We start from the raw sequence: 21,499 nt of genomic DNA, 5'->3' as shown, positions 1-21,499 counted from the left end.
TGCTGCGCTGTGAATGTTGCAAATATTTAACATTCACCTTCGATAAGCCAAACCGCAACGTTACTGTAGTCTGACTGAAATATTCGCCCCACAAACTACACACATTCCTTCAGTGTGTCGTCGTCGGGAGCGACTAGATGAGAACATATCAGTGGATTATCGCCAGCGCGGTCGCGATGGCACTTGCTGGCTGCGGTGCGGACGAGATTTCCTCGGCGGGCGCGGGCGGTCCCATTACGATCAACAATCCGCCGGCGCAGAATCCTGATCCGGGTAACGGCGGCGGCGGCGACGGTGTCCAGCCTGCTACCGGCTGCCCCACCATCGACAACCCTATCGGCCTGACCGACTCCGGCACGATCACCGGACCGACGGGTACCTATCGTGTTTGCGATCTGCCGGCGCGTTTCACCGCGAACTCGCGGCTGCCTCGCGTCCCCGGGTTGCTGTACGCCCTGCATGATCGCGTTGACGTCGGCAACGACCTCGGTCCCGCAGCTACGGCCAACGAAGCGTCGGCTACTCTGACCATCGATCCGGGCGTCGTGATCTTCGGCAAGGCCGGCACCTCGTGGCTCGCTGTCAACCGAGGCAACAAGATTCAAGCAGTCGGCACGGCTGAGCGGCCGATCGTCTTCACCAGCCGTGACAACATCCTGGGTCTGGCGACCGATGACTCTCAGGGTCAGTGGGGCGGTGTCGTGTTGATGGGCCGCGCGCCGATCACTGACTGCCGTACCGCGGCGACGCCGGGTGCTGTCGATTGCGATCGACAGACGGAAGGCTCTGCGGCTCTGGCGCTCTACGGTGGCGCGACTGTGAACGACAACAGCGGCACGATGAGCTACGTGCAGATCCGCTATTCCGGATATGTGCTCGGCGCCAACTCCGAGCTGCAGGCGCTGACGCTCGAAGGCGTGGGCAATGCCACGACCATCAATCACATCCAGATGCACAACAGCTCTGACGATGGCTTTGAGATCTTCGGCGGCCGTCCGCACATGCGCCACATCGTGGTCACCGGCGCGGATGACGACAGCATCGACGTGGACACCGGCTACAAGGGCACGCTCCAGTTCGTGATCGCTGTACAGAAGACCTCGGGTGCTGCTGACTCGATGATCGAGCTCGATTCCGCGAATACGCTCGAGGCTCAGACGCCGCGTACTCACATGAAGCTCGCGAACTTCACCTTGGTTCATCGCAATCCTGCCACGGGCAACCAGGCTGCCATGCTGTTCCGTGGCGGCGCTGATGCGACGCTGGTGAACGGTGTGGTGACGAGCCCGATGGCGTGTCTGCGCCTGGCTGGCGCGAACATCCTCGCGACCGATCCCGCCATCGACAAGCTGGGTCCGCCGTCGTTCACCTCAGTCGTCATGTCGTGTGGCACCACGGCTACCGTCGATGGTAGCGGCGTGAACGCGGCGACCGCGCTGAGCACATTCGAAGCGGGCACCAACAACAACGCCACGTTCTCTCCGACGCTGACCAACACGTTCGTCAATGGCGCGAACGAGGCGGCCGTGACGGCGGTGAATCCGCAGACGATCGATCCGGAGTTCGATGCTCTCACCACGCCGTACATCGGCGCGGTCCGCGATGCTTCGGACACGTGGTACGCGGGTTGGACCTGCAACTCGGCGACTGCGAATTTCGGCACCACCAGCGGGGCCTGCACCTCGCTGCCGTCGCTCGCTGAGTAACTGCTAGCACGGCGTGCGGCGGGTTGCGATGACGAGTCGTGACCCGCCGCATTCAAGTTTTTGAAGTTCGAAAATCTCTACAGAATGGTAGGAATAGATATGGCCAAGCCGCGCAAGTGGGGCATGTTGCTCGCCGCTACCGCGTTTTCCACCCAGGCATTTGCCGAGGCGCCGGTCGAGGTTGATGCTTCCCAGCCAGCGCAAGCGGCCGACACTGCCGCGGCCTCGGAGCCTCGCGCAAGAGAATCTGTCGATGTCGCCATGCCTGGCGGCATCCCCACCGTAACTGTCGTCGGTCGCCGCGAGCGCGAAGTGCAGCGGGAAACGACGCAGGTCATCACAGTGCTTTCGAGCGAAGATATCGCCCGCACCGGTGAAGGTAACATCGCCGGCGCGCTCGGCCGTGTGACGGGATTGAGCGTGGTAGGCAGCGGCTTCGTTTACGTTCGCGGTCTCGGCGATCGTTATTCGCTCGCGCTGCTCAACGGTTCCCCGCTGCCGAGCCCCGAGCCGATGCGTCGCGCCGTGCCGCTCGATTTGTTCCCCACCGACGTGATCGCGTCCTCGTTGGTGCAGAAGACGTACTCGCCGAACTTTCCCGGCGAATTCGGCGGCGGCGTGATCAACCTGACCACGCTCGCGATTCCCAGACAGCCGTTCCTGGATGTGAATCTCGGCGTCAGCGGCGATACCGAGACGACCGGCCAGCTCGGCTACGATTACTACGGCAGCAAATACGATTGGACCGGTTACGGCAATCGCGACACGCCGTCGGCGCTCCGGGATTTCTTCAACAGCGGTCAGCGCATCAGTCAGGGTGGCGTAGACACCGGTGCAATCGCCAGTCAGCTGGTGGGTCGCAATAACGGTCTGGTGCAGAAGGGCAATGACACTGCGCCGAACTACTCTGGAACCATCACCGGCGGCACCACGTGGCAATTGGGCGAGTCGGATCTCGGCGTGATCGCCACGGCCGGCTTCAGCAACAGCTGGCGTACCCGTGACAACCTCCAGCAGACACCGGCCAACGCCGACCTGTCTGAGGTCGACCGGGATTTCCGCCAGGTTGCAACGGAGAACCGCGCTGTCGCCAACGCGCTGGTCGGCGTCGGCTACGAGTTCGGCGAAGGCAACACCCTGCGCTGGACCAACGTGTACATCCACGACACGCTGAAGCGCAGCAGCCTCGCGGAAGGCAGACAAAACAACTCGCGCCCGGGCGCGGACTTCAACGATCAAAGCACCGCGCTGTACGAGCGTGAGCTGATCAGCACGCAGCTGACCGGTGGGTTCAATCTGAATCCGCTCAAGGTCAGCACGCGAGCCTCTTACTCCACCTCCAAGCGTGAAGCTCCGTACGAGCTGGGCATCGGCTACATACGCACGAACCAGCCCTCGAGCCAGTTCGGCGAGTACTACATCAACCGTCTGGACAACGGCAACATGGGCCATGCCGAGATTGCCTTCTCGGATCTGCAAGAGGATCTGTGGTCGGCGGGCGTCGACCTCACCGCGCAGATTCTGCCTCGCCTGGCGCTGTCGGGCGGTATCGACATCACGGACACAAAGCGCGATTCCACGCGTCGTGAGTTCCAGATCGTCGCGCCGTCGACGTTGCCGAACTCCATTGCGATGCTCCGGCCCGATTTCCTGTTGAGCCGTACGATCATCGAGCAATACCGCATCGGGCTGATCGAGACGACCGAGGCCGACCCTGCATTCACCGCGACCCTGCGTACCGAGGCGGCCTATGCGCAGTTCCAGACGGAGCTGATGGATGGGCTGGAGCTCAGTGCCGGCGCCCGCTACGAAAAGGGCAAGCAGGAAGTGCGTCCGTTGCAGGTCTTCACGAACCCGATCACCTCCGGCGCCAACACCAACATCGAGAACGATTATGTGCTGCCGGGTGCGACGCTCACCTATAAGTTCAACGACGCCATGCAGCTGCGCTTCAACGCGTCGAAGACCATCGCGCGTCCGCAGTTCCGCGAGCTGATGTTCCAGTTGTACTTCGATCCCGAGTACAACCGTTACTATCGCGGCAACCCGTTGCTGAACGATAGCGAATTCGTCAACGCGGAAGCGCGCTTCGAGTGGTACTTCGCTCCCGAGCAGCGCTTCTCGGTCGCCGGCTTCTACAAGACGATCGACGATCCGATCGAAGCGTACACCGGCTTCACCGACAACACGCCGGAGACCAGCTTCGCCAATGCGCCCGAGGCTGTGTTGTATGGTGTGGAATTCGAAGCGCAGAAGTACTTCCCGCTGGACGGGCTGTTCTCGAACGAGTTCCTCGGCTCACGTCGTGCGGTGGTGATCGGCAACTACACCTTCACGGACTCGAAGATCAACGTCAAAGCTGGCGATACCGTGCGCGTGTTTGGCGCGCCGACGCAGCCGGCGAGCAACGTCTTCAGGGACGGCAGCCAGCTGACGGGTCAGTCGGATCACCTGGTCAATCTGCAATTCGGTCTGGAGAGCCCGCAGCGGTTGTCGCAGCAGACGATCCTGCTGTCCTACGCAAGCGACCGCGTGACCAGCCGTGGCGCGACCGGTCTGCCGGACATCTACGAATCGCCGGGCCTGCGAGTCGACTTCGTGGCGCGTGAGGCGTTCAGCCTGTTCGATACCGAGCTCGAGGGCAAGCTGGAGGTCCGCAACATCTTCGGTCGCGGTTACAGGGAATTCCAGGAGCGCGGTCCGAACACGGTGTACTACAACAAATATGATGTCGGCACGGTGTTCTCAGCGTCGCTGACGATGAGCTTCTGACGCAACCAGCGGCGCGCCACTCGGCTCGCCGCTTTGATGGTGCAAATAAAAAGGGCGGCGAGGTCAAAAAAACCTCGCCGCCCTTAAACTTAAAACGAACGTCGTCTTACGCCGCGTTCGCCGCTTCCAATCGCTTCGCCACGCTCTGCAGCTCTTCACGCAGCTGGCTCGGCACGCGGCTGCCGTACTCATCCAGGTACTTGCCGATAGCATCGACTTCCTGACGCCACGCGGCAGGATCAATGGACAGCAGGGTCTCGAGCGTCGACGCGTCCATGTTCAGGCCGCTCACGTCGAGGTCTTGCTTGCGGGGCACGAGGCCGATCGGGGTTTCGACCGCTTCGGCTTTGCCTTCGCAACGGTCGGCGATCCACTTCAGCACGCGCAGGTTTTCGCCGAAGCCGGGCCACATGAACTTGCCATTGCGGTCCTGGCGGAACCAGTTGACGTGGAAGATCTTCGGCAGCTTGCTGGCGTTCTCGCCGCTGCCGAGCTTGAGCCAGTGGCTGAAGTAGTCGGCAAAGTTGTAGCCGGCGAACGGCTTCATCGCCATCGAGTCACGACGCACGACGCCCATCTGACCGACGGCGGCAGCGGTTGTCTCGGACGCCATGCCGGCGCCGACCAGCACGCCGTGTGCCCAGTTGCGCGCTTCATAAACCAGCGGCGCAACTTCGCGACGACGGCCACCGAACAGGATCGCGGAAATCGGCACGCCTTCCGGCGCGTCCGCGAGCGAGGAGTAAATCGGGTTCTGCTTCGCCGACACGGTGAAGCGTGAGTTCGGATGAGCAGCGGGGCCGTTGCCGGTGTACGGCTTGCCTTGCCAATCCAGGGCGGGCTTGCCGGTCTCCAGGCCTTCCCACCAGGGTTGATTGTCTTCGGTCACCGCGACGTTGGTGAAAATCGTGTCGCGCTGGATCATGTCGTAAGCGTTGCAGTTGGTCTTGCGGTTCGTGCCGGGCACGACGCCGAAATAACCGGACTCAGGATTGATGGCGCGCAGCTGACCTTCGTCATCGACGTGCAGCCAGCTGATGTCGTCGCCCAGCGTCCAGATCTTCCAGCCGGGCATGGAGTTCGGCGGCACGAGCATCGCGAGATTGGTTTTGCCGCACGCGGACGGGAAGGCTGCGGCGACGTAGTAGGTCTTGCCTTCGGGGCTCTGCAGGCCCATGAGCAGCATGTGCTCGGCGAGCCAGCCTTCTTCGCGAGCCTGATAGCTGGCGATGCGCAGCGCGTGACACTTCTTGCCGAGCAGGGCGTTGCCGCCGTAACCCGAGCCGACGCTCTTGATGGTGAGCTCTTCGGGGAAGTGCATGATGAAGCGGCGGTCGGGATTCAGGTCGCCGATCGAGTGCAGACCCTTCACGTACTTATCTTCGCGCTCGATGCGCTTGAGCGCGGCTTCGCCCATGCGCGTCATCATGCGCATGTTGACGACGACATACGGGCTATCGGTGATCTCGACGCCGCAGCGGGCGAACGGCGAGTCGATGGGGCCCATGCAGTATGGGATCACGTACATCGTCCGGCCCTTCATGGCGCCGGCGAACAGGTTGTCGATCTTGCTATGGGCCTCGGCAGGCTCCATCCAGTGGTTGTTCGGACCCGCGTCCTCTTTATTGCTCGTGCAGACGAAGGTCAGGTGTTCGACGCGCGCCACATCCGACGGATGGGAGCGGTGCAGGTAACAATTGGGATGGGTGTCCTGGTTGAGCTTGATAAGATCGCCGCTCTTGAGCATCGCTTCGATCAGCGCGGTGTTCTCGGCATCCGACCCGTTGCACCAGTGGATCGAATCCGGTTGGGTGAGGCGGGCGACATCCTCAACCCAGCGTTTGAGCGATGCGTTAGACGTGGTCATTAGAGCGGCAACCTCGCGGCTTCATGAAAACTCATAGATGTATTAGTGGCGGTGATTATACCCAGCGCCTTTCGCGCTGCATGGCTTGTCGAGTTCCTTGACGCAGGCGGGCGACAAAATGCAACGCCAAACTCAGGAAGCGACGCCAAAAATTTACGTATCTTGATGAAATTCCTAGTTTTAATAACTGTGTGGCTGACAACGTTCGCCACGCTTGCCAAAGCCACCGAGGCGGTCGAGCTGCGCACCCAGCTGGTCGCGGAGGTGCGCGAGAGCGCCGGGACAGCGGAGCGCTCGACCTTTCGCCTCGTGCCAGCGGACCGGCTTTCGCAGGGGCAAGTCGTCTACTACACAGTACGAATCACCAACCCAACGCCGGTATTCGCCAATAAGGTCCAGGTCAGTCAATTGATTCCAGCCAATACCAGCTATCAGCCGGGCTCGGCGGCCGGGCCGGGGGCGCAGGTCGATTTCTCGATCGATGGCGGGCTGACCTTCGCCCGGCCCCAGGACTTGAAGCTGGCCGACGGCACGCGCGCTCCCCCTGAGCGCTACACCCACATTCGCTGGACGCTGCGTAATCCGCTGGCGCCAGGAGCCACCGCGCTGGCGCGGTTTAGAGCTACCTTCAACTGATGCAGGACTTCGAGGAAATCTTTGGCGCCGAGGGGCCGCTGGCGGCGGCGATCCCTGGGTTTGCGACGCGCGACGAGCAGATCGCGATGGCCGAGCATGTCTGGCAGGCGTTGCGCTCGCAGGGGCGGCTCATCGTCGAAGCGGGGACCGGCACCGGCAAGACGTTCGCGTATCTCGTGCCCGCGCTGTTGTCCGGCCGGCGAGTGATCATTTCCACGGGCACGCGCAATCTGCAGGATCAGTTGTTCCATCGCGATTTGCCGACCGTGTCCGCGGCGATCGGCCGCCCGGCGCGCGTTGCTCTGCTAAAAGGTCGTGCGAATTACCTTTGCGTGCACCGGCTCGAGATGGCCGAGCAACAAGCCGTTTCTCGCGGCCTTCGGCGTGAAGTCGCCGCCGCGTTGTCGCGTGTGCGGAGCTGGGCGCACGTCACCAAAGAAGGCGATATCTCCGAGCTGACGCAGCTCAGCGATTCGGATCCGGTGTGGCCGTGGGTGACGTCGACGCGCGATAACTGCCTCGGCCCCGATTGCCCATCGTTCGATCGTTGTCACGTCGTCAACGCCAGGCGCAATGCGCAGGGCGCCGACATTGTGGTCGTGAATCATCATTTACTGATGGCCGATCTGGTGCTCAAGGAAGAGGGCTTCGGCGATCTGCTGCCGGGCGCCGACGCCATCGTCATCGACGAGGCCCATCAGTTGCCCGAAGTGGCCGCGAACTTTCTCGGCTTCACCGTATCGAGTCGTCAGCTGCAGTCATTGGCGCGCGATCTGGCCAGCGAGCTGATGCTCGCGGGGCCTCAGCAAGCCGTGTCTGCGGCGTTTTCGCAAACCATCGATCGACAACTCATCGATCTGCAGGACTCATTGCGCAGTCAGCGGGATCGGTGCGAATACAAAGATTGGCCGTCGCTCACGATCGAAGGGCTCGCGAATCTGCGCGCCTCGCTGGACGATCTGACTCAATCGCTGGTCGAGGCTGCCAAAGACAATACGGGCCTGGCAAATCTGCGACGACGCAGCTCGGACCTGGCGGATCGCTTGAATTCGATGATCGAAGAAGAGGGCAAGGCTGTTGTGCCGAGCGTGCGTTGGGCGCAGAGCTCGGGGCAGGGCGTGTCGTTTCATCTGGTGCCGCTCGACGTGGCCGAACAACTCGGCAAGCTGGTGCAAGCGAATGCCGCGGCCTGGGTGTGCACGTCGGCGACGCTCGCGATTGGTGAGAGCTTCGACCATTTCATGCAACGTATCGGCATGCGTGACGCGCGGACCGCGCGCTACGGCAGTCCGTTCGATTACGAATCGCAGGCCCTTTTGTATCTGCCGAAGGGATTGCCGCCGCCATCCTCGCCGCGACACACGGTGAGTGTCGTCGATGCCGCGTTGCCGGTGTTACGAGCAAGCGGCGGACGCGCGTTCATGTTGTTCACGAGTCATCGAGCACTTCGTGAAGCGGCCGATTTGTTGTTGGCGCGCTTGGGGCCGGCATTGCCGTTCCCGGTGCTGGTGCAAGGCGATGCGCCCCGCGAAGCACTGTTGAGCAAGTTTCGAGAGCGAGGCAATGCTGTGCTGCTGGGAACGAGCAGTTTCTGGGAAGGCGTGGACGTGAAAGGCGCGGCACTGTCGGTCGTCATCATCGACAAGCTGCCGTTCGCTGCGCCAGATGATCCTGTGCTCAAGGCGCGCCTGGATGCCATCGAGCGTCGCGGCGGCAACGCGTTCTTCGAAGAGCAGATCCCGCAGGCCGTGATCACCTTGAAACAGGGCGTCGGCCGCTTGATGCGCGATCCGAATGATTTCGGCGTGATCATGCTGTGTGATGAGCGCCTGCGGACCAAGGGTTATGGCCGCATTTTCCTCGACAGTCTGCCGTCCATGCCGCGTACCGATAATCTGGTCGACGTGCAGCAGTTCTTGTATGAGCGGTTGAGCGCCATCGGGCTCGCGCCCGATCCCGATGCGATGAATCCTTCAGCCGTGATTGATTGGTAATCCCATGCGTTTGCTTGCAATTGATACGGCCACTGAACGTTGCTCCGTCGCACTGCGCCTCGATGGCCGCGTGGTTGAGCGTAGTAGCGAACAGCCGCGAGGAGCCGCGGATTTGGTGTTGCCCATGGTCGAGGCGGTGCTGAAAGAGGCCGGTGTGCGACTGGCCGATCTCGACGGCATTGCCTACGGACGCGGGCCAGGTGCGTTCACCGGGGTTCGCATCGGCGTCGGTGTCGTTCAGGGCCTGGCATTCGGCGCAGGCCTGCAGACCGTCGGCATCTCGAATCTGGCGGCGGTGGCTCAGCAAGTCGCCCGGCCTGGCGATCGAGTGCTGGTGTGCATGGATGCTCGGATGGATCAGGTGTACTGGTCGAGCTTCGTGCGCGAGCCTGGTGCAGAGTTGGTCACGCCGCTAGCAGCGGAGCGGGTGGATTCGCCGGATAACGTTGCTGACGGTGACTACACCACTTTGGCCGGAACGGGCTTCAAGGCATATCCCCATTTGCGAGCACGATTGGCGAGTGGCGCTCGCATCGTTCATGAAGCGGCACTGCCGCACGCCAGCGACATTGCGTTGCTCGCGGAAGCGGAATTTCGCGCCGGTCGGGCCAAGCCGGCGACAGAAGCCGAGCCTGTCTACGTGCGCGATCAGGTCGCCCACGTCAAAGGCGCTTGAGACGGCGCAAACCTGTCAACTGACTGCAATAACCCGGGCAAACCGTGCCGGGTTCGCAGCTCTGTCATCAATCAGGCATTTTCCCAGGCCCGCGTCATGGGACTGTAATACTGGGTTGTTGTAATGTGCCCCGTCACCCATGTCATTGAATTGAAGGCGACTTCGCTTACTCATGGCAACCAAGCAAATTCTGATCGTCGAGGATGAGCGGCCCATCCGGGAGATGATTGCATTCGGATTGCGACGTAGCGGCTTCGAGGTCAGAGAGGCGGCAGACGTAAGCGCGGCACGCGCCAGCATCGCCGATCAGCGGCCCGATCTGGTGTTGATCGACTGGATGTTGCCCGACATGAGCGGCCTGGAGCTGACCCGCGCGTTGAAGCGCGACAAAGAGACCCAGGAAGTGCCGGTGATCATGCTCACCGCTCGCGCCGAAGAGCAGGACAAGGTCATGGGCCTGGACAGTGGCGCCGACGACTACGTCACCAAGCCGTTTTCGCCGCGCGAGCTGCTGGCGCGCATCAATGCAGTTTTGCGTAGGTCGACCAACGGCAGCGGCGAGGAGCTGATCGAAGCCGAAGGCCTGGTGCTGGATGCGGCCGGGCACCGCGTGACCGTGGGGGATCGCACAGTTCAGCTCGGACCCACGGAATACAGATTGCTGTCCTTCTTCATGACGCATGCGGAGCGGGTGTACAGTCGCGCCCAACTCCTTGATCGCGTGTGGGGGGGCAATGTTTATGTGGAAGAACGAACGGTCGATGTGCACATCCGTCGCTTGCGTAAGGCGCTCGAGGCTTTCAATTACGATCGTTTCATTCAGACCGTGCGAGGCTCGGGATATCGATTCTCAACGCGCGCGGAGTAGCCGTTGAAGAAAATACTCAGCGCTTTTTCGCCGTCGGGCTGGCGATCGGTGTCCCGGCTCGGCCTTGCGCTGGCAGTCGCCTTCCTGATCGGCCTCATGTTCGGCCGCGTCGCGCTAGCGCTGGCGATCACGCTCGGCATCTATTCGTTCGTGCAGCTGAAAAACGTGCTGCGCGTGGAGTATTGGCTGCGCCACCGCCGTGTCGAATCGCCACCGGACATCAGCGGCGTCTGGGGAGAAGTCGTGACCATCATCAGCCGCATTTATCGACGCAAGCAGTTCCATCGGGCCCGAGTCACCGGCTTGCTGCGTGAATTCCGCCGGCTCACCAGCGCGATGCCCGAGGGCGCCGTGCTGCTCGGCCTGGATCATGAAATTCTCTGGTTCAACGGCCGCGCCGGTGAATGGCTGGGGCTGCGGCGCAAGCGCGATGTCGGCATCCGCATCGAGAACCTGGTGCGTCATCCGGCGTTCGTCGATTACTTGAAAACTGGTTACCCGAGCGAGGGTCCAGTGGTGCAGGACCTGGAGACCGATCGCTGGCTCGCGTTCAACATCGTGCGCACCGGCACCGCGGAACGGCAGTTGCTGATGGTTCGCGACGTGAGCCAGGAGCAGCAGCTGCAGTCGATGCGCAAGGACTTCGTCGCCAACGCGTCGCACGAGCTGCGTTCGCCGCTGACCGTCATCAGCGGTTATCTCGATGCGCTGGCCGATGACGACGAGCTCGATCCGGCCTGGAACTCACCGGTGCTGGAGATGCGGCGGCAGGCCGAGCGCATGCGGACCATCATCAAGGATCTGCTCGAGCTGTCGAAGCTCGAGTCCGGCGAGCACACGCAGGAAGAGCACGCAGTCGACATGGGCGGCATGCTCGCGCTGTTGCGCAAGGAAGTCATGGCGCTCGATGAGCACCCGCGCAACGTGCGCTTGAACCTGGAAACCGATGCTCTATTAAAAGGTGTCGAGTCGGAGCTGCATTCGATTGCGTCGAACCTGATCACCAACGCGGTGAAGTACACGCCCACGGAAGGCGAGATCGAGTTGCGCTGGTGGGCCGATGAGACCGGCGCACATCTGTCGGTCCGCGACACCGGCGTCGGCATCGCCGAAGAACACATTCCACGTCTGACCGAACGTTTCTACCGCGTCGATCCCGGCCGGGCACGCACCATGGGCGGCTCGGGACTGGGGCTGGCGATCGTCAAACATGCTTTGCAGCGTCACGACGCCTTGCTCGAGATCAAGAGCAAGGAAGGCGTCGGCAGCACATTTACCTGTCATTTCCCCCGTGCCCGTGTGATTCCACGCAGCACCGGCGTTCTCGCCACCGCTTGATCTGCTTGCCAGCCCGGTCGGTCGCACCGGGCTTCGGCCTCCACCCTGACACCGTTTCGGCCTTGCGGTCACTCGCAAGGCGCCGGCGCGCCGGTCGCTTGTAACATTGCTCCTGCCGCCGTAATGCAATTGACATGAACGGTGTCCGGAAACGGCCTTCTGCAACATTACTGTAATAAGTCGGCCGTATAACGCTCCCCGTTCAAGCTCATTGGGACGATGCCTGCAGGTCGCAGGCAGGTTTTCCCCAACCACGAACGGAGAGCAACGTGAAGAACCTCGTCCTCGCAGCCGCGTTGGCGACTGCACTGTCCTCGGTGTCCTCGGACGTCCAGGCCGCCGACAGTTCCAGCGAGCTGGCGCAGATCCGCGAGCAGCTCGAAGCGCTGCTGCAGCGGGTCGACAGGCTGGAGAAGGAGAACAACGAGCTGAAGTCGCAGAATGAATCGCTGCGGGCCACCGACGAGAAGCTGCTGGCCAACGACGACTATTTAAAGAGCGAGGCTCGCGGCCTGCGCAAGGAGACCGCGCAGCAGGCGGTGGAGGTCAACAAGACCAAGGGTGCGGACTGGGCCAGCAGGGTCGCGATTACCGGCGACATGCGTTATCGCTACGAAATGATCACCGATGACACCTTGAGCAACGGCCAGAAGACGGCGGATCGTTATCGCGATCGCATTCGGGCGCGCCTGGTCGCCACGGCCAGACCGACGGATACTCTCACCGTCGGTATCGGCATGACCACGGCCGAGAACGGCGACCCTCGCTCCGGCAATCAGAGCCTGACCGGCGTGTTCACCAAGAAGCCGTTCGATCTGGATCTGGCGTACTTCGACTGGCGCTTCGCCGACTGGGGCAACCTGATCGGCGGCAAGATGAAGCAACCGTTCGTCAAGCCGGGCCAAAGCCTGTTCTTCGACAACGACATCACTCCGGAAGGTCTGGCGGTCAACGTCCAGCGCGGCATGTTCTTCGGTACGGTCTATAACTACTGGCTGCTCGAAGCGTCCGGTCCAGAGAACACTCGTACCGCCGACACCATGCTGCACGGGGTGCAGTTTGGCGCGCGCATGCCGATGGGCTCGAGCAGTTTGTTGATGCTCGCCGCCACGTACTACGATCTGAGCGCGGCGGTGGGGCGTTCGCCGTTCTACAACGGCAGCGGCAACGTCAACAACGCCAACGGCAATACCGTTATCAATCTTGCGCAGCCCCCCGCGGTCAACGCTGTGCTGGTCTACAACTACGAGGTCGTCAATCTGAGCGCTGAGTTCAACACCCTGTTCGGCGCTGTGCCGTTCCAGGCGTGGGCGGACGTGGCGCAGAACCAGGATCCGTCCAACCACAACAACGCGTGGGCCGCGGGCGTGCTGTTCGGCAAGGCCACGAACTATCGCACTTGGGAACTGGGCGCCGGCTATCAGAAAATCGAGAAGGATGCATTGTTCGCGCAGCTGATCGATTCCGACTTCGCCGGCGGCTTCTCCGACAACAATGGTTGGGTGCTGCGCGCGGGCTACGCGCCGGTGCGCAACTGGATCCTCAACGCCACGTTCTTCTTGAACCACCGCAACGTCGATGTGGCCAACAGCGCCGGGCAGACGGAGGTCGAGTACCACCGTCTGCAGGTCGATTTCAACGTCAAATTCTGATTGCGGCGAGCTGGGAAAATGGGGCGGAGAGCGCGGCTCGCTCTGCGCCCTTTTCTTTTCCCAGTCCGCAGGTTATACAGCCAAACGATCGCAAAGGTGATGTCATGGAAAAGTCCGACCTCTCTCATCACATCCTGAGTCGCTACAACGACGATCTGGAGCGCGTGCGTAGCAACGTGCTGCAGATGGGCGGCTTCGTCGAGGAGCAGCTCAAGCTGGCCGTGCAGGCGCTGGTTCAGGGCGACAGCCGCCTGGGCGAGCAGGTCGCGCGCGGCGATCAGAAAGTGAATGCCATGGAAGTGGCCATCGACGACGATTGCAGCCGAATTCTGGCAACGCGCGCCCCGGCCGCGTCGGATCTGCGCCTGATCGTCGCCGTGATCAAGACCATCACCGACCTGGAGCGCATCGGCGACGAGGCGGAGAAGATCGGCTACATCGGTTCACGCCTGGCGGCGGTGGAGCGACCAGCGGATCGCTATCGCGAGATCAAGCACCTGGGCCGTCTGGTCGGCGACATGGTGCATGAAGCGCTCGACGCGTTCGCGCGCCTCGATCCGGAAGGCGCAGTGGCGATCGCGAAAAAGGATCGGCTGGTCGACGAAGAGTTCGAAGCCATCCAGCGCCAGTGCATCACCTTCATGATGGAAGATCCGCGCACCATCCGTCGGGCGCTGGACGTGCTGTGGGTTGCTCGTGCGCTGGAGCGCATCGGCGACCATGCGAAGAACGTCTGCGAATACGTGGTTTACATGGTTCACGGCAAGGACATCCGCCACCTGTCCATGGAAGACGTGGAAAAGCATCTGCAGTCGCGCTCGCAGCGTCAGCAGGAACTTCCGCCTCCCGCTCGCTAATCCATGCTGACTATCAATCGTCGCGTCGGTAACGCGCTGGGTTTCATCGCTTGCGCGGTCCTGATGGCTTACGCGCTGTATGCGCAGCACGTGCTCGGATTGGAGCCGTGTCCGTTGTGTATTTTTCAGCGCGTGGCCGTGGTCTCGGTCGGCGTCTTGTTCCTGCTCGCCGCGCTTCACAATCCTGCATCAAGCAAAGGAGCGCTTGCGTATGGGGTGGTAATCAATCTGGCTGTGCTCGCGGGCATCGGCATTTCCGCGCGTCACATCTGGATTCAGGCGCAGCCGCCGGGGTCGGTGGCGGCTTGCGGCGCGGACTTGAACTATCTGCTGGACATCCTGCCGTTGACCGAAGTGATCAACAAAGTGCTGTTCGGCTCGGGCGAGTGCGGCAAGGTCGATTGGACCTTGCTCGGTCTGTCCATGCCCTGGTGGGTGCTGATCTCGCTGGTCGCGCTGGGCGCGTGGGCGGTCCTCGTGAATATCGTGGCCCGCCCCCGGTAACTATCTCGCCAGCATCAACTCCATCACACGCTCATACATATCGGTGAGCGCGATGACGTCGTCCACACGCACGTTCTCATTCACCTTGTGAATGCTGGCGTTGAGTACGCCGAGCTCGACGACTTGCGCGCCGGTCGGTGCGATGAAGCGACCGTCTGAAGTGCCGCCCGTGGTCGACAGCTCCGGGGTGCGATTCGCTTTCTCCTGAATCGCCTGCACTACCGCCTTCGACAAGGCCCCGGGGGCAGTGAAGAAGGGCAGGCCGGACACGAACCATTCCAGGGTGTAGTTCACCTTGTGACGGTTCAGGATCTCGGTGATGGTCGCCTGCAGCTTCTCGACCGTCTGCTCGGTGGAGAAGCGGATGTTGAAGCGCGCCTTCAGATCGCCGGGAATCACGTTCGGCGCGCCGGTGCCGGCGTTGATGTTCGAGATCTGGAAGGTCGTCGGCTGGAAGAACTCGTTGCCCTTGTCCCAGGTGCGTGCCGCGAGCTCCGCCAGTGCCGGCGCAACGGCGTGTACTGGGTTGTCCGCCAGATGCGGATAGGCGACGTGTCCCTGGATGCCGTGCACAGTCAGCTTGCCGGACAGCGAGCCGCGCCGGCCGATCTTGATCACATCGCCCAGCTTCTCGGTGCTGCTCGGCTCGCCGACCACGCAGTAGTCGATCTTCTCGTTGCGCGCCTCGAGCACTTCCATGACGCGGCGGGTGCCGTCGACCGACGGGCCTTCCTCGTCGCTGGTCAGTAGATAGGCGAGGGTGCCTTTGTGGTCGGGATGCTTGGCGATGAAGCGCTCGGTCGCGACCACCATGGCGGCCAGGCCGCTCTTCATGTCAGCTGCGCCGCGGCCATACAGAATGCCGTCGCGGATGACTGGCTCGAACGGATCCGTGCTCCATTCCTCGCGCGGACCCGTCGGGACCACGTCAGTGTGTCCGGCGAAGCACAGCAGCGGGCGCTCCGTGCCGTGCACCGCCCACAGGTTCTCGACCGGACCGAACGGCATGCGCTCGATACGGAAGCCGGCGGCTTCCAGGCGCTGCGCGATGATCTGCAGGCAACCCTGATCCTCGGGGCTGACCGAGGGACGACGGATGAGGTCCTGGGTCAGGAGCAGAGTCGGGTCGTCGGCATGGGGCGGCAAGGGCGTGAACTCCAGGCAGGGCAACGGCGAGGCGGGAAGTGGGCGCGGTCTTATATCCAGGGTTGCCGCGGCTCGCAAGTGCTGTCGCTAAGTAGCTGCACCATAAGCGAATTCGTGCGACCCGTCGCGGCTTGTTACGTCTAGATGACGAAATTGCAGCTGCGGCACGTCGGCTGTAATACGACTGTCATCGAAGGCCGTCAGACTCCGCGCCAGCCAAGTGATGCGCCGGTCACGAGTGACCGCAGCGGATCTCGGTCCTCACACCCGTAACGAGGTCAAGTCAATGAAGTTGTGGCACAAGTTGGGCGCGTCGATGCTCCTGACGAGCTTCGCGGTCGTGGCCGCGCCGCAGTTCGCACACGCCCAGAGCGTCATCAAGATCGACGGCTCCAGCACTGTGTTCCCGATCGCCGAGGCGGTCGCCGAGGAATTCCAGATCAGCAAGAAGGGCAAGGTCCGCGTCACCGTCGGCATCGCTGGCACGGGTGGCGGGTTCAAGCGCTTCTGCCGTGGCGAGACCGACATCTCCAACGCTTCGCGCCCTATCTTGAAGGAAGAGATGGAAGCCTGCGCGGCTGCCGGCATCAAGTACATGGAGCTGCCGGTGGCGTTCGACGCGCTGACCGTCGTGGTCAACCCAAAGAACGACTGGGTCAAGTCGCTGACCGTGGCCGACCTGAAGAAGATGTGGGAGCCGAGCGCGCAGGGCCGCGTGACCAAGTGGAATCAGGTGCGCTCCGACTGGCCGGCCCAGCCGCTGATGCTGTTCGGCCCGGGCGCCGACTCCGGCACTTTCGACTACTTCACCGAGGCCGTGAACGGCAAGGCCAAGGCCAGCCGCGGCGACTACACCGCCAGCGAAGACGACAACGTGCTGGTGCAGGGCGTGGAGAACAACAAGAACGCCATCGGTTACTTCGGCTACGCGTACTACATCGCGCACAAGGACAAGATGCGCGCCGTGCCGATCCTGAATCCGCAGGGCAAGGAAGTGGGCCCGAGCATCGCCGCCGTGAACGATGGCAGCTATTCGCCGCTGTCGCGCCCGCTCTTCATCTACGTGCGTGACACCGCCGCGGCCCGCGCCGAGGTCAAGGACTTCATCCAGTTCTACCTGAGCGACGGCGCCGAGCTCGCCAAGGAAGTGGGTTATGTCCCGCTGCCGGCCGAGGCTTACAAGCTGGCGTTGAAACACTTCAGCGACAAGAAGCTGGGCACGGTATTCGGCGGCGTGCCGGAAGTGGGCGTGACCATCGACGCGCTGCTGGCGCGCGAAGGCAAGCTCTAAAAATCCACTGGTAGGGCGGGATTCTCGGGGCTCCCCTTGCCGAGAGTTCCGCCGCTTTGCCCTAACGTCTGGGATCGGGAGCGCCGGGACACTACAATGGCGCCCTTTCGCAGCAGGGCCGGTGCACCCCCAAGAGGCGTGCACAACACGGACAGCGAGTAGCGGGTATCTATGGTTTCCACGGCGGCCACAAAGTCAAACGATCTGGTTTTGCGCAGCGGTCTGCGCTATCGCAAGATCCGGGACCGCATCATCGAGACCTTGCTGCTCGCGGCCGGTCTGGTGGCGGTGTTCACGACGCTCGCCATCGTCGTCATCCTGTTGAGTGAGTCCTCGGCGTTCTTCGAGCACGTCTCGTTGAAAGAATTCCTCACCGACACGATGTGGACGCCGCTGTTCGCGGACGCCCACTACGGCATCCTGCCGCTGGTCGCGGGCACGCTCACCACCACCATGGTGGCGCTGGTCGTCGCGGTCCCCGTGGGCACCATCATTGCGATCTACCTGAGCGAGTTCGCCTCGCATCGACTGCGCGAAACCGTCAAACCCATTCTGGAATTGCTCGGCGCGGTGCCGACCGTCGTGTACGGCTACTTCGCGCTGACGGCGGTCACGCCGTTGTTGCAGAAGCTGATGCCGGAGCTGCCGGGCTTCAACATGCTGAGCGCCGGCCTGGTGATCGGCCTGATGATCGTTCCTTATGTCGCGTCGGTCAGCGAGGACGCGATGCGCTCGGTGCCGCGTTATATGCGTGAAGGCTCGTACGCGATGGGCGCGACGCGCTTGCAGACCGCGCTGCGCGTCGTCGTGCCGGGCGCGTTCTCGGGTCTCGCGGCCGCCTTCATTCTCGGCATCTCGCGCGCCGTCGGTGAGACGATGGTGGTGGCGATCGCCGCCGGCATGCAGCCGAATTTCACATTCGATCCGCGCGAGCAGGCGGCCACCATTACCGCGTACATCGTGCAGGTCAGCCTGGGCGATCTGCCCCACGGCAGCATCGGTTATCAAAGTATTTTCGCCGCCGGTCTGGTTCTGATGTTGATCACGCTGATCTTCAACGTCATTGGCTTCTCGCTGACTCGTAAGTTCCGGGAGGCTTACTAATGGCCACGTTGCCCAATGCCGTTCCGGAGTACTTGAAGCCGGACTCGATTCGCACCGGCCTGTCCCGTCGCAAGATGCTCGATCAGGTGTTCGTGATCGTCGGCCTGGTGCTGATGTTTGCCTGTCTGGGCATCCTGGCGATCCTGTTCATGAACCTGGTGATGGACGGCTCGGAGCGCTTCGGCTGGGACTTCTTCACCAACTTCCCGTCACGCCGTGCCGAGCGCGCCGGCATTCTGGGTGCTTGGGTGGGCACGTCGCTCATCATGCTGGTGACCGCGTTCTGCGCCGTGCCGGTGGGTGTCGCGGCGGCGATTTATCTCGAGGAATACGCGCCGAAGAATTGGTTCACGGCGATCATTGAAATCAATGTCACCAACCTCGCGGGCGTGCCGTCCATCGTCTACGGCCTGCTGGCGCTGGGCTTGTTCGTGTATCAGTTCGGCCTGGGGCAGAGCATTGCCGCGGCCGGCTTGACGCTCGCATTGTTGATTCTGCCCATCGTCATCGTCGCGACGCGCGAGTCGATTCGCGCCGTGCCGAAATCGATTCGCGAAGCGGCGTATGGCTTGGGCGCGACGCGCTGGGAAGTCACGAAGGATCACGTGCTGCCGTATTCCACGGGCGGCATCCTCACCGGCATGATCCTCGGCCTGTCGCGTGCCATCGGCGAGACGGCGCCCATCATCACGATCGGCGCACTGAGCTTCATCGCCTTCCTGCCGTCCTCACCGGTCACCAGCGAATTCCCGTTCATTTCCTTTGCGTGGTTGAAAGATCCGTTCACGGCGATGCCGATCCAGATGTTCAACTGGGTGTCGCGTCCGGACCAGGCGTTCCAGGCGAACGCAGCGGCCGCCGGCGCGATTCTGCTCGGCATGACGCTGCTCATGAACGCGGTGGCGATCTGGATCCGCTATCGCTTCCGCAAAAAGATCAATTGGTGATCTATGATCGACACCACGAGCACACGGGGCACCCCGGAGAGCACATTGCGTAACGAAGAACCTGCACGCTCGAGCCAGCCGCCGGCGGGAGCCGCGACGCCTCGGGTCACCATCGCAGTGGATGACACTCGTCAGACACGTGCGATCACCAGCGTCAAAGCGCAGGTCGACAATCTGAACTTCTATTACGGCCAGAACCGCGCGCTGAAGAATCTGTCGATTCCCATTGCGGACAAGCAGGTCACGGCGCTGATCGGTCCGTCGGGCTGCGGCAAGAGCACGTTCCTGCGTTGCTTCAACCGCATGCACGATCTGCAGCCGGACACGCGTTACGAAGGCAGCATCACGCTGCATCCGGACAACATCAATCTGGTCGGCTCGGGCATCGATCCGATCGAAGTGCGCATGCGCATCGGCATGGTGTTCCAGAAGCCGAACCCGTTCCCCAAGACGATTTTTGAGAATGTGGCCTACGGATTGCGCCTGCGTGGCGTGCGCAATCGCGCGACGCTCGCCGAGGAAGTGGAGAAGGCTCTGCGTGGTGCTGCGTTGTGGGATGAAGTAAAGGATCGCTTGCAGGATTCGGCGCTGGCGTTGTCCGGCGGTCAGATGCAGCGTCTGTGTATCGCCCGCGCGCTCGCGACCACACCGGAAATTCTGCTGTTCGACGAGCCCACCTCGGCGCTCGATCCCATCGCCACCGCGAAGATCGAGGAGCTGATCTCAACGCTGCGCGATCAGGTTACGGTGCTGATCGTGACTCACAACATGCAACAGGCCGCGCGTGTTTCGGACTACACCGCCTTCATGTACCTGGGCGAGCTCATCGAGTTCGACGAGGCCGCCAAGATCTTCACGAACCCGAGCAAGAAGGCGACCGAAGATTACATCACCGGCCGTTACGGCTAAGCCCGGTCGACCATGAGCACCCTGGGCGGACCCGATCCGGTGGAAGGCCACACCGCCAAGGCATTCGATGCCGCGCTCTCCGACCTGCGCCTGCAGATCGTGGGCATGGGCGGACTGGTAATCGATCAGGTGTCCTCCGCCGTGCACGCGCTGCTCGATGGCGATGCCGCCATTGCTCAGCTGGTGTTGTCGCGGGAAGCAAAGGAAGGTCAACGAGCTGGAGCGCTTCGTCGATCGTGAAGCGTTCCGTCTGATCGCGCTTCATCAACCCATGGCCAGCGATCTGCGCATGGCCAAAGCCGCTTCACGCATCACTGTCGAACTGGAGCGAGCCGGTGATGAAGCGAAGAAAATCGCCAAGTTTGCAGGCCGTGTCGCCACGGGCGAGCCACAAGGGCCGGTGCTCGCAGTCGCACGGTTCCTTCGCCACATGGCCGAGCTGACCACCGGCATGCTTCGCGACGCTGTTCGTGCGCTCGACGAATCGAATGCAGACATGGCCCGCGCGGTACGTGCACGCGATTCAGAGCTCGACAGCGAATTCGCCGCCGCGCTCCGTCAGATCCTGACGCNCGTTTCCATGCAAGACGCTCGATACCTCGGCGCGACCATCGACACCGTGTTCGCGCTCAAAGGCCTGGAGCGCATCGGCGACCACGCCAAGAACATCGCCGAGCAGGTTCTGTTCGTCGCCAGCGGCGAAGATGTGCGGCATACGAAGAAAGGCGCTGCAGCCGGCACTCCCGAGAAATAATTGCACCGCGCTGCCGTCGTCAGATGAGTTGAGTAAAGAACTAAATCTGTCCCTCTCGTCGCGTGCGGTAATCGAACACATCGACTACGTATTGCAAAGCGCTCTCCCCGATTGATCCTGTCACGATTGGCGGTGTAGGCTCGGTCTGCATTCGGATACAACAATCATCTCGGCTCAGGGACGGCGCATCTACCCCTGACTGGTTATCGCAAGGGGTACCTCGATATGGATTTCGGCCGCCGTGTTCACTTCGTCTGTTTGTTCCTTTCCTCACTGCTCTTTCAGTCCCTCGCGTTCGGTTCTTCGATTCTTCCGGCGTCGAAAAGCGATTGGATCTACTTCGACAAGTACATCCCTTCTCTGGGCTGCTTTTCCAGTGACACTGAAGCGGCGCAGGCGCGGATCGACTACGATGACGCCGGATCGACCTACGTTGTGCAACGCGAGGTTTTTTTCCGGATGGACGACGGCGTGGCCC

The 21,499-nt window shown here is 62.2% G+C and carries 18 protein-coding genes and 1 pseudogene; 17 read left to right on the top strand and 2 right to left on the bottom strand.

Annotated features, from left to right (window positions below):
* The first annotated feature begins 137 nt into the window (after positions 1-137).
* Both D0550_RS21895 and D0550_RS21890 read left to right on the top strand, forming a co-directional pair.
* The gene (locus D0550_RS21895; protein ID WP_116811323.1) at positions 138-1,706 is read left to right on the top strand and encodes a hypothetical protein; all 1,569 of its coding nucleotides are present in this window, start codon (positions 138-140) and stop codon (positions 1,704-1,706) included.
* A 99-nt stretch (positions 1,707-1,805) separates the two neighbouring features.
* A complete protein-coding gene (locus D0550_RS21890; RefSeq protein ID WP_116811322.1) occupies positions 1,806-4,478 on the top strand; it encodes a TonB-dependent receptor domain-containing protein in 2,673 nt (890 codons plus the stop codon).
* A 106-nt stretch (positions 4,479-4,584) separates the two neighbouring features.
* Here the strand turns inward: D0550_RS21890 and D0550_RS21885 are convergent.
* Positions 4,585-6,351, bottom strand: a pseudogene (locus D0550_RS21885) (phosphoenolpyruvate carboxykinase (GTP)); the annotation flags it as partial.
* 159 nt (positions 6,352-6,510) lie between these two features.
* On the opposite strand from D0550_RS21885, the gene D0550_RS21880 reads away from it, so the two are divergent.
* From D0550_RS21880 to D0550_RS21845, 8 genes are all read left to right on the top strand, one after another.
* Positions 6,511-6,981 carry a DUF11 domain-containing protein gene (locus D0550_RS21880; RefSeq protein ID WP_116811320.1) on the top strand — a complete coding sequence of 157 codons (471 nt, stop codon included), beginning with the start codon at positions 6,511-6,513 and terminating at the stop codon, positions 6,979-6,981.
* Positions 6,981-8,975: a DNA repair helicase YoaA gene (locus tag D0550_RS21875; protein WP_116811319.1), complete on the top strand. Its 1,995-nt coding sequence runs from the start codon at positions 6,981-6,983 to the stop codon at positions 8,973-8,975. The genes D0550_RS21880 and D0550_RS21875 overlap by 1 nt, the downstream gene beginning before the upstream one ends.
* 4 nt (positions 8,976-8,979) lie before the next feature.
* A complete protein-coding gene (gene tsaB, locus D0550_RS21870; RefSeq protein ID WP_116811318.1) occupies positions 8,980-9,651 on the top strand; it encodes a tRNA (adenosine(37)-N6)-threonylcarbamoyltransferase complex dimerization subunit type 1 TsaB in 672 nt (223 codons plus the stop codon).
* A gap of 172 nt (positions 9,652-9,823) precedes the next feature.
* Positions 9,824-10,519: a phosphate regulon transcriptional regulator PhoB gene (gene phoB / locus D0550_RS21865; RefSeq protein WP_116811317.1), complete on the top strand. Its 696-nt coding sequence runs from the start codon at positions 9,824-9,826 to the stop codon at positions 10,517-10,519.
* 3 nt (positions 10,520-10,522) lie between these two features.
* On the top strand, positions 10,523-11,857 hold the full coding sequence (phoR, locus tag D0550_RS21860) for a phosphate regulon sensor histidine kinase PhoR (RefSeq protein ID WP_116811316.1): 1,335 nt from the start codon (positions 10,523-10,525) through the stop codon (positions 11,855-11,857).
* A 269-nt stretch (positions 11,858-12,126) separates the two neighbouring features.
* A complete protein-coding gene (locus tag D0550_RS21855; RefSeq protein ID WP_116811315.1) occupies positions 12,127-13,509 on the top strand; it encodes a putative porin in 1,383 nt (460 codons plus the stop codon).
* A 104-nt stretch (positions 13,510-13,613) separates the two neighbouring features.
* On the top strand, positions 13,614-14,366 hold the full coding sequence (gene phoU / locus D0550_RS21850) for a phosphate signaling complex protein PhoU (protein WP_116811314.1): 753 nt from the start codon (positions 13,614-13,616) through the stop codon (positions 14,364-14,366).
* Between the two features lie 3 nt (positions 14,367-14,369).
* Positions 14,370-14,870 carry a disulfide bond formation protein B gene (locus D0550_RS21845; protein WP_116811313.1) on the top strand — a complete coding sequence of 167 codons (501 nt, stop codon included), beginning with the start codon at positions 14,370-14,372 and terminating at the stop codon, positions 14,868-14,870.
* Here the strand turns inward: D0550_RS21845 and dapE are convergent, their stop codons facing one another.
* Complete coding sequence (gene dapE, locus D0550_RS21840; protein ID WP_116811312.1) at positions 14,871-16,016, bottom strand: succinyl-diaminopimelate desuccinylase; 1,146 nt, start codon at positions 16,014-16,016, stop codon at positions 14,871-14,873. It abuts the gene before it with no gap.
* Positions 16,017-16,302: 286 nt separating this feature from the next.
* Between dapE and D0550_RS21835 the strand changes: the two genes are divergently transcribed.
* From D0550_RS21835 to D0550_RS21810, 7 genes are all read left to right on the top strand, one after another.
* Positions 16,303-17,307, top strand: a complete 1,005-nt coding sequence (locus tag D0550_RS21835) for a PstS family phosphate ABC transporter substrate-binding protein (RefSeq protein WP_116811311.1) — start codon at positions 16,303-16,305, stop codon at positions 17,305-17,307.
* 210 nt (positions 17,308-17,517) lie between these two features.
* Complete coding sequence (gene pstC / locus D0550_RS21830) at positions 17,518-18,411, top strand: phosphate ABC transporter permease subunit PstC (protein ID WP_206606457.1); 894 nt, start codon at positions 17,518-17,520, stop codon at positions 18,409-18,411.
* Complete coding sequence (gene pstA / locus D0550_RS21825; protein ID WP_116811309.1) at positions 18,411-19,358, top strand: phosphate ABC transporter permease PstA; 948 nt, start codon at positions 18,411-18,413, stop codon at positions 19,356-19,358. Before pstC ends, pstA begins: the two co-directional genes overlap by 1 nt.
* A 111-nt stretch (positions 19,359-19,469) precedes the next feature.
* Positions 19,470-20,267: a phosphate ABC transporter ATP-binding protein PstB gene (gene pstB, locus D0550_RS21820; protein ID WP_349770730.1), complete on the top strand. Its 798-nt coding sequence runs from the start codon at positions 19,470-19,472 to the stop codon at positions 20,265-20,267.
* 12 nt (positions 20,268-20,279) lie between these two features.
* Complete coding sequence (locus D0550_RS34960; protein WP_161965976.1) at positions 20,280-20,507, top strand: phosphate signaling complex PhoU family protein; 228 nt, start codon at positions 20,280-20,282, stop codon at positions 20,505-20,507.
* Positions 20,425-21,021, top strand: a complete 597-nt coding sequence (gene phoU / locus D0550_RS21815; protein ID WP_116811307.1) for a phosphate signaling complex protein PhoU — start codon at positions 20,425-20,427, stop codon at positions 21,019-21,021. The genes D0550_RS34960 and phoU (D0550_RS21815) overlap by 83 nt, the downstream gene beginning before the upstream one ends.
* A 225-nt stretch (positions 21,022-21,246) precedes the next feature.
* Positions 21,247-21,499, top strand: a 253-nt coding sequence (locus D0550_RS21810) for a hypothetical protein (protein WP_153067261.1), incomplete at its 3' end; no start/stop codon positions are given.

The sequence above is a fragment of the Steroidobacter cummioxidans genome (assembly GCF_003104955.1).
This window is presented reverse-complemented; position numbering and strand designations above follow the sequence as displayed.